Origin of the sequence: Klebsiella sp. KE9456 (assembly GCF_043832615.1) — a bacterium.
GTDB classification, from domain to species: Bacteria; Pseudomonadota; Gammaproteobacteria; order Enterobacterales; family Enterobacteriaceae; genus Klebsiella; species Klebsiella indica.
On the sequence record NZ_JBDYQK010000004.1, the window covers coordinates 224,934 to 238,385 of the forward strand.

Annotated in this window: 11 protein-coding genes and 1 pseudogene; 3 read left to right on the top strand and 9 right to left on the bottom strand. The window is 53.5% G+C overall.

The window, feature by feature from the left end:
- Positions 1 to 75: 75 nt before the first annotated feature.
- The 8 genes from ABK821_RS06065 to fepB all read right to left on the bottom strand — a co-directional run bounded on the left by ABK821_RS06065 (position 76) and on the right by fepB (position 9,911).
- Positions 76 to 2,073: a TonB-dependent copper receptor gene (locus tag ABK821_RS06065; protein ID WP_395033867.1), complete on the bottom strand. Its 1,998-nt coding sequence runs from the start codon at positions 2,071 to 2,073 to the stop codon at positions 76 to 78.
- A gap of 139 nt (positions 2,074 to 2,212) precedes the next feature.
- A complete protein-coding gene (locus tag ABK821_RS06070; RefSeq protein WP_241675660.1) occupies positions 2,213 to 2,686 on the bottom strand; it encodes a DUF2946 domain-containing protein in 474 nt (157 codons plus the stop codon).
- Between the two features lie 490 nt (positions 2,687 to 3,176).
- Entirely contained in the window at positions 3,177 to 4,340 is a 1,164-nt protein-coding gene (locus ABK821_RS06075) for a YncE family protein (RefSeq protein WP_395033853.1), read from the bottom strand.
- Between the two features lie 58 nt (positions 4,341 to 4,398).
- Complete coding sequence (locus tag ABK821_RS06080) at positions 4,399 to 4,599, bottom strand: hypothetical protein (RefSeq protein WP_343178501.1); 201 nt, start codon at positions 4,597 to 4,599, stop codon at positions 4,399 to 4,401.
- Positions 4,600 to 4,680: 81 nt separating this feature from the next.
- Complete coding sequence (locus ABK821_RS06085) at positions 4,681 to 6,777, bottom strand: TonB-dependent receptor domain-containing protein (RefSeq protein WP_343178500.1); 2,097 nt, start codon at positions 6,775 to 6,777, stop codon at positions 4,681 to 4,683.
- Positions 6,778 to 6,929: 152 nt separating this feature from the next.
- The gene (locus ABK821_RS06090; RefSeq protein ID WP_343178499.1) at positions 6,930 to 7,913 is read right to left on the bottom strand and encodes an iron chelate uptake ABC transporter family permease subunit; all 984 of its coding nucleotides are present in this window, start codon (positions 7,911 to 7,913) and stop codon (positions 6,930 to 6,932) included.
- Positions 7,910 to 8,923, bottom strand: coding sequence for an iron ABC transporter permease (locus tag ABK821_RS06095; protein WP_343178498.1), 1,014 nt, complete (start codon positions 8,921 to 8,923; stop codon positions 7,910 to 7,912). The genes ABK821_RS06090 and ABK821_RS06095 overlap by 4 nt, the downstream gene beginning before the upstream one ends.
- Before the next feature lies 1 nt (position 8,924).
- The gene (fepB, locus tag ABK821_RS06100) at positions 8,925 to 9,911 is read right to left on the bottom strand and encodes a Fe2+-enterobactin ABC transporter substrate-binding protein (RefSeq protein WP_343178497.1); all 987 of its coding nucleotides are present in this window, start codon (positions 9,909 to 9,911) and stop codon (positions 8,925 to 8,927) included.
- A 199-nt stretch (positions 9,912 to 10,110) separates the two neighbouring features.
- On the opposite strand from fepB, the gene ABK821_RS06105 reads away from it, so the two are divergent.
- The 3 genes and pseudogenes from ABK821_RS06105 to ABK821_RS06115 all read left to right on the top strand — a co-directional run bounded on the left by ABK821_RS06105 (position 10,111) and on the right by ABK821_RS06115 (position 11,634).
- On the top strand, positions 10,111 to 10,884 hold the full coding sequence (locus tag ABK821_RS06105) for a condensation domain-containing protein (RefSeq protein WP_260607829.1): 774 nt from the start codon (positions 10,111 to 10,113) through the stop codon (positions 10,882 to 10,884).
- A gap of 224 nt (positions 10,885 to 11,108) precedes the next feature.
- Positions 11,109 to 11,168: pseudogene (locus tag ABK821_RS06110) on the top strand (colicin E3-like toxin immunity protein); the annotation flags it as partial.
- A gap of 226 nt (positions 11,169 to 11,394) precedes the next feature.
- Positions 11,395 to 11,634: a hypothetical protein gene (locus ABK821_RS06115; RefSeq protein ID WP_343178535.1), complete on the top strand. Its 240-nt coding sequence runs from the start codon at positions 11,395 to 11,397 to the stop codon at positions 11,632 to 11,634.
- A 76-nt stretch (positions 11,635 to 11,710) separates the two neighbouring features.
- On the opposite strand, the gene ABK821_RS06120 is transcribed toward ABK821_RS06115, so the two are convergent.
- Complete coding sequence (locus tag ABK821_RS06120) at positions 11,711 to 13,327, bottom strand: ABC transporter substrate-binding protein (RefSeq protein ID WP_142502052.1); 1,617 nt, start codon at positions 13,325 to 13,327, stop codon at positions 11,711 to 11,713.
- Positions 13,328 to 13,452 lie beyond the last annotated feature (125 nt).

Consider the following 13,452-nt stretch of genomic DNA (forward strand, 5'->3'; position numbering starts at 1 on the left):
TTTTGCTCGCCCCCCAGGACGCCGGAATTCCCCTGAGAAGTCTTACATCAGAGGCGCAACCAAACCGGGAAAGCCTTAGAATGTCACGTTAATTTTGCCCCAGAATGTTCTGCCCGGCTCATTAACGGAAGTATTTGCGGAATAACCAAAACTGCTGTTACCCGCCAGGTTCAGATGTTCACTGTAGGTCTTATCAAACAGGTTATCGACACCGGCGCTGACCTTAACGTATTTATTCACACGATAGGCGGCGTTAGCGGAAAAGACGGCAAAACCGGGACTGCTGTCAAAATCCTTTCCAACGACGTTCCCTTCATTGATCGCAACGCGATGCTGACTGCTGACCAGCCTTAACAGACCGGTACTACTCCAGTCGCCTTTCTCCCACGTCAGGCCAAAGCGTGCTTCCAGTGGCGGAATTTGCGGCAGGGGTTGGTGATCATCGGTATTTTGCGCCCATGAATAAGCGAGGCTGGCATCGGTTTTCCATGTATCGGTAAGCTGATAACTGAAACCCGCCTCGCCCCCCATGATAGTGGCGTTGACATTATCAACCTGACTGACTCGCGCGTTATTGCGATCGTAACGGAAGAGAATGAAATCGTTAACCCGTCCGACATAGGCGGAAATCCAGCTATTAACACGCTGACCTTTGTATTGTGCGCCAATATCAATCTGCGTTGTTTTTTCTGTTTTCACCTTGTCAAAAACGTCGGTGGAGCCATCCGGCCCATAGGTTGGCGAGAATAGCTCCCAGTAATCGGGAAAACGTTCGGTATATCCAAGACCGGCGTAAAACATAATGGGTAAGTCTGCAAGATTATGCTCCAGGCGAACAAATCCTGCGGGCAGAGTATCTGTACGCTCAGATGCGCCCTCATCGGTAAAGTTGTCGACAATCACCCTGTCCAGGCGAGCACCGCTGACTACTTTGCTTTGTGCGGTCGCGTTCCAGGTCAGTTCACCGAACACACCGTAATCATGAAAACGCGCATCTTTGGACCAGACCTCATCAGATTTACGACGATGGGTATTAAATTGAGAATCTGCGCCGCTCCGCAGCTCAAAATCAGACCATAGCCAGGTTCCCATCATGCGGCCACCCACGGTACGTCGATCCAGCTCCATCGCCATCGGCATGCTCATTGACGCGCCGGAATTCATTGAAGAGCCCATGGAGTTCGCCATGCCGCCCATGCCCCCGGACATACTGTTGCCTGGCGAACGCAGGGAGTAATTATCCATAACATGATCGGCATAGTTATAGTAAACATTGGCTTCGAACTTATCAAAAACGTCACCAATGTTGGATTTTTCAAAACGCATCCCAAGACTTTCTCTTTTGAACCGGGAACCGTCCATACTGCGTCCAGCATAGCGAGCTTCTCCGTCGCCTTTTCCTGCCGTCAGCTCCAGCAAGGTATCTTTGTCAGGCGTCCAGCCGAGCGCTATATCAGCATTCCATTTATCCCATTTTGACGGAACACGATCGCCATTACCGTCCTTGTAGTCGTTTGAACGGGACTTATTCCCCATAAGCCTCAGGTACCCCTCCTCGCTGCCAACGCTGATATCCGCATTTTCATCCCAGCGATTATTCGAGCCGGTAAGCAAACTGGCCGTTCCCTGAATACCCGGTTTATCAAAACGGGGCGGCTCCCGGTCAAAGCGAATCGTTCCCGCTGAGTTACCCGGCCCCCAAAGCACCGTTTCCGGCCCTTTAATCAGTGTCAGAAGATCAAAACTTTCCGGAGAAATATATGAACTGGGCGCATCCATTCTGGCCGGACATGCCCCCAACATTTCGCCATTATTCGTCAGGATACGCAGACGAGAGCCAAACATACCGCGAAATACGGGATCGCCATTGGTGCCGCCATTACGAATCTGGGAAAAACCGGGAATGGTTTTCAGATAATCGGAACCATCGCTCGCCGGTACTGGCTGACGCGGGGTTTTGGGAGAGGTGACGATTTCAAGAGGTGAGGAAACGGGGGCGGTCACAACCATGACAGCATCATCCTGCACCGTCGAGTGATTGTGTTGTTCATCGGCAGATGCACTGCTTGTCATAAATGTCAGCAGTACCAGTGAAGCGAGCGTCGTGTGCGCAAAATTATATGATTTCATTTTTTGCCTTACTGTTTTTCGGGCGTAACTCATCCTGCCAGCGCTGAAACGGGCAGACAGAGACGCAAATTTTTGTGATTTATTACATCGCAGACAGAAAAACAGAAGGCGGCGCACGCGCGCATTGTGGCGCCCAGGCGCGGAAGACCGGCGTAAAAACGATTTGTAAAACCGGAGCCCGGCGTGGGCAAAACAACATCAGCCAGAGCAGTACGGTCAGTAAAAACGCGACAAAAGGCAAATGAATCAGGAGCAGACAATATCCACAGGCAATCTCTTCCATCGGAGACATCACCTGACCCGAACTCATGAGATGATCCATTGCGGCGCTTTTATCGCAGGTCGCTGACGGGACCACGCCGTGATGCATTTCTGGCATATTCATTGCCATGCCGCGCTCTACCTCAGGCACGCCGCGCATCCCGGCAACGAGCGTTTGCTGACAGACATTACGGTGTACTAACGCTTTGGAAATCACAGGCGCAACAAACAACATGGCTACTGAAAACAGAGCCAACCACGCTGCAATGGAGAGAAAATGAGTGCGCCCGAGCAAAATGTTACCGGATAATGATTTCGTTAATGCAAGTGTATCTCATTTAGTTTTCAGATGTTACAAAAAAAGCAGGCCAGGCGGCACCATGAAAAACCATGCGCCTGGCGGGGGCTCTCGTACCGAACTATAGAATGACACCATAACGATGTGATAATTATATACTCGTCATACTTCAAGTTGCATGTGTGTTGGCTGCGGGTTACTCGGCCCATCCCTGGGCCTCGCCCTTACGGGCCGCCGCAAGCGGCGTTCAAATCTGTTCCAGACAGATTTGTCACTCACCCCAGTCACATAGCTATCTATGTTCCTGGGGATTTGCTCTCTTGCCGCCTTCCTGCAACTCGAATTATTTAGAGTATAGATATTTATAATATCACATTAACTTACCGTTATTTTTACCGTCACTGGCATTGACTGCCCTGCTTAAATCCATGATATGAAGTCAGCGCAACGTCATATTGTAGTGATAGGCAGATAGCAGTCTGTAAAGTTATTCTACCGTCTTTTTAATCAAACGAAGGCGAACTACACATTCTGGTTGCTTATCCCGAATTAACGTTTCGTCATTCTTCACGGTGAGAAATAGATATTTTTTCTCCGTGTCGAACGCCAGACTATTAGGATGAGGGGAAATTTGTAGTGTCTGCACTCTCGTATAATTGCGAGTATCAAAGACAGTAAGCGTTCCTTCCCCCTTATCGACGCGTATCCCTCTCCGGTTCGCAACATAAAGTCGTTCTTGCTCATCATCCCATACCAGACCGATAGGTATTTCATCCGTCGCCATCCAGGCGATAATTTCAGCCGTATCCGCATTGAGCACAAAAACTTCATGCCCCTGACTGCGCGAAATGTAGTCCCGTTCAAGATGGTTGTTCCGCCAGTCTCGGCGATCGATTCCCTGATCCACACCAAACAGTCTGTTCTGACGGCGGTCATAAACCATATTCAGTAACTGATCGGCCGCCACCTCATGGCAATGAACGATGCTCAGCGTGTCCGGATCGACAACGAAAAGCTGTCCCTGCATATTCGACACAAACACTCTTCTCCCCTGGCGATCCAGCGTGATGCCTACGACGTTATAGCGAAAGCCCGGCAGCACTTTTTCCAGCCTGCGCTCGCGGGTATCGATAACAAATAAAACGCTGTCGATCCCGAGCCCCAGTCCCGGCAGAAATAGCCGCTCCGTGACCGGATCAAACACCAGTTCGCGAAGCTTCCAGGGATAGCCCTCACTGACGCCAAAGCGCGCCAGTTCGCGCATCAAAAACGCCAGCCGCGCGCCGGAAATGCCCTCCTGCTGGTAACGTTGCTCAAAAACGACCTCTTCCATCAGCGGGATGGTGGCGATAAGCCGGTTCTTGCAGATATCCACCACCGCCACCGAGCCATTAAAACCCTGCGTGAGATAAAGCAAGCCGCGCTTATCGTCCAGCGCCACGCCGAATCCTTTTACCGGCAATGCGATCTCCGCTTCCACGCTGAGCGTCTGCGGATTAATGCGCAGCACCCGCGACTGCGTTTCATCTTCCCAGTCCGGCGCGCTGACAAACAACGCCTGTTGCGCGTCGCTGAAGACCAGCTCAACCACCGTCGTCGCAGGATAGATACGTTGAATATCGCTAAGCTGAATGTGGTCCATTGGGTTCATAAATGTTGTAGTCCTTCCTGTTGGGCGATGTCCATCTTCTCGCGCAGGGATGCCATCGTTACGTCCGGGCCGCCCACCGAGTCGGCCATAAGAGCGCATTCACTAAACGCCCGGTATCGATGCGGCTATCGAGCGTCCAGGCAAAGCAACGCAGGCTTTCGCCATGCTGCTGCTGTTGATGCTCAAACCAGATCTGTTCTTCAGCCTCGCTGGCCTTTTCCGTACGCTGCGTGCCGGACTGATAAAAAATCGTACTCATGAACCCCTCTCAGGCGAACTGCCCGCCTCGCCAGATCGTGTTGATATTTGGGGGAGCCGAACCTCCCCCACGCTTTTCGCCTCAGAAATCCAGTTGCACGGCAACGCCGACAAGACGTGGGCGCTGCAACACCGCCGTCGAAACATCGTTGTCGATCACCATAATTCGCTTGTCAGAATCAAACAGGTTTTGCGCAAAGACGCTGACGCGGCCATGGGTGAAGGTATAAGCCACCTGCATATTCGCTATCCATGACGAGGGAATTTCGCCCCGGGTATCGTTGTCATACTGGGAATAATAGGTATCGGTAAAGCGAACGTCTCCGCTCAATTCCAGTCCGGGCATCAGCATATATTTCGCGCCGAGGTTTGCCGTTAATGACGGTGCTCGCGGTAATTCATGTCCGTCTATTCCGCTGCTGGAGAATTTTTTAATCCTGGTTTTTAAAACCCCAACGGAGCTGTTCAGTTCAAAATCCAGCGTTGGTTTCCAGATAGCGCCCAGTTCCGCGCCGTACGTTTCGACTTTATCCGCATTTCTGATCACCATCGAACTGCTGTTGGAATTAAGATAATACGGTAACTGCATATCTTTATAATCGTTGTAAAACAGGTTGCTGGTTAATTCCAGATTCCAGTCACTGATCCCGTGACGGCTGTATAATTCATAGCTCCAGACATATTCAGGATCGTAGGTATAGTTAATTAACGGCGCGACAAAGGTCATTCCCGCCCCGCCGGCGTTATATCCTCGCGACACCTTCATGCCTAACGTCTGTTGCGGTAACGGTTTCCAGGCAATATCAAGTTTCGGCAGGAAAACGTCCCAGGTTTCATCAAAATCCACCTTCCGGGTCGCACCGCCTTTGCGCTGACGATGCTCGCGCTCGACGCGGCTTGCGGCGGTGATATCCACCTCTGAGGTCACGGCCCAGGTCAGTTCACCAAACGCCGAGTAGGTTTCCGTTTTATCCTTGAACTTGCTGCCGCCAAACAGGTTCACAAACTCATCCTGCGAGGCGTGGAAATAACGCGCACCCACCAGTCCGCGCAGGGTATCGCCTGTGACGCCAAAGCGGGCCAGCGGCTCGGTCTGAAACTCTTTCCCGTCAATATTGGCCCACGGCAAGCTTTCTACGGTGCGACGGTGGTTGTCAAAATCGGTGTAGATCAGCTTGTTCTCCAGGCTGAGGCTTTCCGAGGCTTCCCAGGCCAGATCCCAGATACCGCTGGTCGAGGTGGTCTCAAACACCGGACGCCGTGGGTCGAAACGAGCGCTGACATGATTTTTCGGACTCAGCGTCTCATTCTGCGGCGCCCGACTGTCAAAGTGGTTAACGGTCAGTTTAGTGGTGAGTTCGCGAAGCCCGGCCGGGTTGAATAATAACTTGCCGCGCAGATTGGTGGCTTCAATTTCCCGCGGATCGCCCACCGGATCGTAGGAGATTAAATTGACGAAGCTGTCGCGCCGCTGCCTATCGGCGCTGAGACGAAACGCCAGTTGATCTTCAATAATCGGCCCGGATAACATCGCGGAAGCCACGGTAGAGCTTTGATTCCCGCCGCCCGCCTTCACTGAGGATTCCCAGTCGAAGGTCGGATCTTTACTGGTCATCACCACGGCGCCTGCAATCGCGTTGCGCCCCTGGATATAGCTTTGCGGTCCGCGCCAGACCTCAACCCGCTCCATATCCCACAAGGATTGCGGCCCAAACGCCAGCTCGTTGTAGGTCAGGGAACGCCCGTCCAGCGAAAGATTCAACCGCGGCCGGGTGCCATTCAGGAAAGCATTCGCCCCGTTTGCCGGGCCTGAGCCGTCGATACCGCGAATCGTCGGCAGATCGTTGCCGATACCGGTATCGACAACGTTGGCGGTCATTTTTAAGAGATCCGAGACCTGTGACGCGCCCGGCATCGCATTAATACGCGCGTCATCAAATACCTCGACGCTGCCGCTGGTATCGTAGAGCGTCCGGGCCACTTTCTCTCCGGTGACCACAATCGTATCCGATTGAGAATTATCGTCACGCCGAGATATTTCTTCTGCGGCCATGACGTCTCCGGCGGCAAATACATATAAGCCAAATATTGCGTAAGGAACAGGGTATTTCAGCGCCGTACTACGGCGCTGGTATTTTAAAAATATCTGTTGTGCTTTATCACTCTTTAGTTCGCTCATTGTTTTCTCCTTTCCCAAAATGCGTACTAAATTTGTTTATTGTTAGATTGAGCGACAAAGAACACATTGCTTTATATTGGCAGCCTGACGGCCTTATTATGGGTGACTTGCTTTCTCATCAGACGCACTCAGCCCGCCTGAAAAAATCCCACCTAAACGGAAGGCATTCGCAACAGCAGAATAAGTAAATAAACGCCGCCGATAATCCCGGTCATTAGGCCAACGGGAAGGGTTAATGCCAGCGGCTGAATTTGCGTAAGCATATCGGCGCCCAGTAGCAGGCAACTTCCAGCCAGCCCGGCGCTGAAAACCGGCAATCCCGGCGCTCTGGTTAAGCGTAACGCCAGCTGCGGCGCAATCAGGGCAATAAACGCGATTGGCCCTGTCGCGCTGGTGGCCACCGCGGCCAGCGTGACGGCGCAGAACGTTACCGTTCTTCGCGTCCGCTCAACGCGCACCCCAAGCTGGCTGGCAATATCATCGCCCATCGCCATGATATTTATCGCTCTGGCGTGCAGAACAATGGCCGGAAGCAGCACCAGAAGGCTTAACGCCACCGGCGCCACGTGATACCAGTTGCGTCCCTGCGTGGTACCGGCCAGCCAGAGCGTGGCGGTCACGGCATTGTCGATATCGCCTTTCACCAGCAGCAGCGCATTAAGCGCGCTGAGTACCGCTCCGACGCCGATCCCCATCAGCACCAGTCGCTGGCCCTTCACCACGCCATAATGGCGCGCCAGATAATAGACCAGCAGCGCGGTGGCGAACCCGCCGGCCATGGCAGAAAGCACAATGGCGACCGGGTTTCCGTCAAACAAAATGATCTGAATAATCGCCCCGGTCGCTGCGCCGGTGGTAAAACCGATCACGTCCGGGGAACCCAGCACATTTTTCGATACCGACTGAAAGAGCGCGCCGGAAACGCCTAACGCAAAGCCAACCAGAATGGCGGTCAGGACGCGGGGCAAACGGATCATCCTGACAATATGCTGCGCCGTCGGATCGCCTTCTCCCCACAGCGCCTGGAAGGCCGACTCCACGGGAAGCATAAAACGCCCGACCAGCAAGGCATACAGGCCCGTCACCCCAAGCAACAGCGCCAGGGCGGCGCACACCCATCCGGCCCTCTGACTCATACGCGCGCCCCCTGCCAGCGTTTAACCAGCAGCACGAAGAACGGTCCGCCGATTAACGCTGCCATAATGCCAACGCCAATCTCGCCGGGATAACCAATCATCCGCCCGAGAATATCCGCGCTGAGTACCAGTATTGCAGAGAACATCATCGCCCACGGCAGCAGCAGACGGTGTCCCGAGCCGACAAAAGCCCGTGCAAAATGGGGCGCGGTGAGGCCGACAAAGCCGATCGGTCCGGCCGCTGCCGTGGCCGCCCCCGCCAGAATGACGATGATCGCAGCAGAGCTCCCAGCGAGCACATGCGGATTAATGCCAAGCGCGCGTCCAGTGTCCAGTCCCAGCGCCGCCACGTCCAGCATTCGCCCTCCCGCCAGCGCCAGAATAATGCCGACACATGCAAGTACCGAGACCGGCAGCAGCACGTCATACCCCCGTCCCTGCAACGCGCCCGTCACCCAGTGACGAAACCTGTCGAAAGCGTCGGCGTCGCTGTTCAGAATAACCAGTTGCGTCAGACTCAGCAGAACGATAGTCAGCGCCGCGCCGGCCAGCACGATACGAATCGGATTGGCGTGGTTCAGGCCGCCCATCATAAATACCAGAATACTGATAACCCCGGCGCCGGCCACACCGAATACCATATAACTGCTGACGCTGGTGACATTTAAAAAGGCAATCGACAGCACAATCGCCAGCGTGGCGCCCGCGTTAACGCCTAACAGACCGGGGTCCGCCAGTGGATTGCGGGTCAGCGTCTGCATTATCACCCCGGCTCCGCCAAGCGCCGCGCCAACCACCATCGCCAGCAGCGTGCGCGGCAGGCGTAAATGCCAGACCAGCAGATGCGCGCCGTTTTGCGGATCGAACTGCGTCAACGCCTGCCAGATCACCGCAGTCGGGATCGTCCGCGAACCAAACCAGAGGCTGGAAAAACCCAGCATTAGCAGAATAAGAAAACCACCGCCCAGCCCTGCACTTCGCATCCCACGTCCCGGACGCTGCGCAAACATCTCAGCGCGCCTCCGGCGTGGCCGCAGCGGGCGGCGTTTCAACGGCAAAACGCTCGGCGATCGCCTTAACCATTTCGCTGGCGCTGTAGAAATCGACGCGAAAAGCGTGAGGCCCCAGGCTGTAGACCTGACGGGCACGGGAAGAAGGCAAACGCTGTAACAGAGGATCGTTGATAAATTCGTCTATGCGCACATCGCTGGCGCTCAGCAAAAAGGTTGTTTCGGCTTTCAGTTGGGTCAGGTTTTCATATTCAACCCAGATAAAATCGCCCGAGCGGGTGAGATGACTTTGCCATGCGGGATCGGGCGCTTCAAGGGTGAATCCCAGCGATTGCAACAGCCGCGCGTGAACGCTTTCCGGTGTCGCCACGGGATTGACAGTGCCCGGCCCATTGAAATTGATAATATTGGTTTGCCCTTCCGGCAGGCGGATCCGCGTTCTGGTGCTGGCGATCAGCGCATCAAAACCGGCTATACGCACGGCGGCCTGTTGCTCCAGCCCCAGCGCGTCGCCCAACTGGCGCGACAGATCCTGCCAGGTCTGATTGCCGTAGTTGACCACGATAACCGGCGCAATGGCCTGTAAATCCGCCAGTTGGGCCCGCGCGGAATCCGCGCCATTGATTGATACCACAATTAAATCCGGCGCTGCGGCCCACGCCTGTTCCAGATCGACGCTGCCCGCCGGCCACACCTTCACGACCTTTTTGGCTTTTGCGACGTCCTGCCACTGGCCGAAGAACTGACCGTTCACCGCTGTGGCGCTGGCGACAACCGGCGCATCAATCGCCAGCAGGGTTCCGGTGACGCTGACGGCGGTCGATAATATGCGTTTGGGCTGCTGAGGAATCGACGTGACCGTGTCATCGGCATTATGAAACGTTCTCGGCCATCCCTGCGCAGCGCATTGCCCCGCAAACATGACCAGCCCGAGCGCCCACATGACGCTCTTAAACCAATGACGTTGTTTTTCCCTACAAACGTTCATTTTTTGCCTGCTCCCTCTGCCACTCTTCCGATCGGCGCGTTCAGCCCTTTGGTCAGCAATTAACCCATCGTAAACCATCACATCATAGCCTTTCTTTTGAATAAACATCAATATTAAGAATAATAATTATCATTTTCATTCGTATTTCTGTGCGATATATTCAGGGCGCTTCCGTTGGCTTAATCAGGAAAGATATCCAATGAAATCATTGACTCCAATGCAGGCGGCTTCCTGGGTCGGCAGGCAATCGCCCCAGGCGCTGGGCGGCGTTGCCGCTCACTTATACGCCGAATTTGACGGATTTATTCATGACAGCGCGCGCTTCCGGCAGGCCATAAACGCGCTGTATGCCCGCCACCCCATGCTGCGATTGCGCATCAGCGATGAGGGGCAGCAGTACGTAGTGGCGGAGCATCCTCCGACGGGTCTTGATGATTACCGCCACTGCACCGGCGAAGACATCCAGACCCGGCTGGCGGAGAAACGTCAGCGCATGGAGAACCAGCAACTGCTGCGCGACCGGGGCGTGCCGTGTGAAATCAGCCTCTCATTGCTGCCGGAAGGGAAAAGCCGGCTGCATATCGATCTGGACATGATCGCCGCTGATGCCGGGTCATTTCGCATCGTTATGGAGGATCTGGCGCGTTTTTATGCCTCGCCGCCCGACGATATTATTCCGCGACATGAGGTGGCATGGTTTCACTATCTGGACCAGCGTCTTCACGATCCGCAGTTGCAGACGCTCAGAACGCGCGACCGTCTCTGGTGGCAGGCGCAATTACCGACGCTTCCCCCTGCTCCGCGTCTTTTTTCAACGGAACATCGCTGCCAAAGCCGCCGATTAGCCCTGTCACTTGACCGCGAAACCAGCCTCGCCCTTAACGCCTGCGCACGTCAGCATCATCTGACGCTCAGCGCGCTGGGATATCACTCACCACGGGAATATATATGCAGAAAGTTATCGCAGCCATAAGAGAGAAAACACGTCTGGATATATAGGGGAAAATCCAGCTACCGGGCGGGTAAACCCAGCGCCCTACGGGACCTGTGTCATGGAAGACCGCATCTACGGTTTGAAATGAAGATAGAGATTTGTGAATGACGAAAACGGGTAAACAGGTAAAAGGCCCCGACCCAAAACGCAATATTTAAAATAGCTTTGAGAGAAATGAAAGTCTGAGGTTGCCTTTATAGGATAATATTAATAATGGCTATTTTGATGTTGAAAAGTCATGGACAGCGATATTACAACCATAGTTTGAAAATGGAATCGACATGAGTCAATTCAACTACTTTATCTCTTTTGATTACCGGGACGATAATTGGTAACTGGTAATTGGTAATTGGTAATTGGTAATTGAGTTTTATCAAGGATGAATTAAAATATAAACACCCGACATTCAGCAATGAAGAGCCTGTACATCAATTTGTATAATTGCCTGATTTTGATATGTTCAATCCAACATCAAAAGCAGGTTGCTTTATGAACGAAAAACAGTTGCAGGCTTGGGCTAACGAACCGGCCAAAAATCTCAAAATCCCTGGCGATCTCAGCCAGTTCGATCGTCTGCTGAAGAAAATCAGCGTTGAGGCAGCTCTCACCGTCCGGGCTACGATAAAAATTAGCCCAAATCGGGAGCCAACTCCCGCAACGGCTATTCTACAAAGACCGTTTTTCGGCGGGAATGGTGAGGATTTTATCTGCAAAACGATGGTTAAATAGAGATAAAAGCGCGATAAATCGCGCTCTTAAGTGCTCTGGCTATGGTTATCAAAGGTTATATTGAGCTAGTCAATCGTCAGTGCCGCACAATATACATCGTGCGGCTATAAGCCACATCTTCCGGGTTGGTTATCGGATACCCTTTCAGCCACGGTTTAATCAGGCGCCCGTTGGTGTACTGATAAATTGGCGCGATAGGTGCTTTCGCCATAATGATTTTTTCCGCCGCATTGTACGCATCATTACGCGCTTTTTCCGAGGTTTCCTGCGCCGCCTGGGCAAGGATTTTGTCATAGGCCGGATCGTTGAAACGAGAAATATTGCCGCTGTGCGTCGAGGTCAGCAGCGACAGGAAAGTGGACGGCTCGTTATAGTCCCCTACCCACGATGCACGAATCACATCGAAGTTGCCGGTGTTACGGCTATCGATATAGGTTTTCCACTCCTGATTTTGCAACGCCACTTCGACGCCCAGATTTTTCTTCCACATTGACGCCACCGCGATAGCGATTTTCTGGTGGTTTTCCGAAGTGTTATACAACAGCGTCAGCTTCAGCGGACGGTTCGGACCATATCCCGCCGCCTGCAGCAGCGCTTTCGCCTGAGCGTTCAGCTCCGCCTGACTCATGCTCTCAAATTGCATCGGCTGTGGCGTGAATCCGGCGGTAACATCCGGCGTAAAGCGCCATGCCGGTTTCTCACCGGTACCCAGAATTTTCTCCGCCATCAAACGACGGTCAATGGTCATACTCAGCGCCAGCCGCACACGTTCATCGGCGGTTGGCCCCTTCCGGGTATTAAACGCGTAATAATAGGTGCCCAGTTGCGGCGGGGTATAGACCTGGCCCGGGATATCCTTCAGCAATTTGTGATACAGGTTTTTCGGGAACGATTCGGTAATATCAATATCGCCAGCCAGATAGCGTTTGGTAGCCGCCGACTCCTGATTGATCGGCACAAAAGTGACCTGCTGAATCACCGTCTTGCCGTTATCCCAGTAGTGCCTATTGGGAACCACCACCAGCTTTTCATTGACTACGCGATCTTTTAATACATACGCGCCGTTACCAATCAGATTTCCCGGACGCGTCCAGTTGTCGCCGCTCTCCACGTTGGCTTTCTGCACCGGGTAAAAAGCAAAACTGGCCGTCAGCTTGCTGAACCATGGCAACGGTTTGTCCAGCTGAACGCGCAAAGTCCGCGCATCCACGGCCGTGACGCCGAGACTCTCTGGCGCGGCCTTACCGTCAATAATATTTTGCGCATTGATAATACCGGCCAGCGCAGCAAACCACGCAAACGGTGAGGTCGTTTTAGGGTCCACCAGACGTCGCCAGCTATAGACAAAATCTTCCGCCGTCACCGGCGTCCCGTCGGACCAGCGGGCGTTATCGCGCAGGGTAAAAGTCCAGACACGGTTATCATTGCTCTGCCAGCGCGTCGCCACGCCAGGGATAAGGTTGCCGCGCGCATCCTGATTGACTAATCCTTCAAAAAGATCGCGGATCACCTGAATTTCTGGCAGACCGACGGCTTTGGCGGGATCTAAGGTGGCGGGCTCGTCTTTAATGTGCCGCACCAGCACCTGTTTTTCCGCTAATACGGTGCCGGGAGGGACATCTGCCGCCCAGGCGAGAGAAGAGACGCTGGCTAACCACAACGCACCACATGTCAAGGTGACAGGATACTTCATAAGATCCCCTTTAAAATAAAAAAGCTGAGCTGGCAGTGGGATAATTATTTGTTTTATCACCTGAAATTGCAAACGGCTTGTGAAAGAAAATTGACATATATATGCATTTCGTTATCACCGGAAAC

What these genes read in the sequence shown, in the direction of transcription:
- ABK821_RS06065 (WP_395033867.1), bottom strand. Translation starts at nt 2,073, where the DNA reads ATGACAAGCAGTGCATCTGCCGATGAACAACACAATCACTCGACGGTG.
- ABK821_RS06075 (WP_395033853.1), bottom strand. Translation starts at nt 4,340, where the DNA reads ATGAACCCAATGGACCACATTCAGCTTAGCGATATTCAACGTATCTAT.
- ABK821_RS06080 (WP_343178501.1), bottom strand. Translation starts at nt 4,599, where the DNA reads ATGAGTACGATTTTTTATCAGTCCGGCACGCAGCGTACGGAAAAGGCC.
- ABK821_RS06085 (WP_343178500.1), bottom strand. Translation starts at nt 6,777, where the DNA reads ATGAGCGAACTAAAGAGTGATAAAGCACAACAGATATTTTTAAAATAC.
- ABK821_RS06090 (WP_343178499.1), bottom strand. Translation starts at nt 7,913, where the DNA reads ATGAGTCAGAGGGCCGGATGGGTGTGCGCCGCCCTGGCGCTGTTGCTT.
- ABK821_RS06095 (WP_343178498.1), bottom strand. Translation starts at nt 8,923, where the DNA reads ATGTTTGCGCAGCGTCCGGGACGTGGGATGCGAAGTGCAGGGCTGGGC.
- fepB (WP_343178497.1), bottom strand. Translation starts at nt 9,911, where the DNA reads ATGAACGTTTGTAGGGAAAAACAACGTCATTGGTTTAAGAGCGTCATG.
- ABK821_RS06105 (WP_260607829.1), top strand. Translation starts at nt 10,111, where the DNA reads ATGAAATCATTGACTCCAATGCAGGCGGCTTCCTGGGTCGGCAGGCAA.
- ABK821_RS06115 (WP_343178535.1), top strand. Translation starts at nt 11,395, where the DNA reads ATGAACGAAAAACAGTTGCAGGCTTGGGCTAACGAACCGGCCAAAAAT.
- ABK821_RS06120 (WP_142502052.1), bottom strand. Translation starts at nt 13,327, where the DNA reads ATGAAGTATCCTGTCACCTTGACATGTGGTGCGTTGTGGTTAGCCAGC.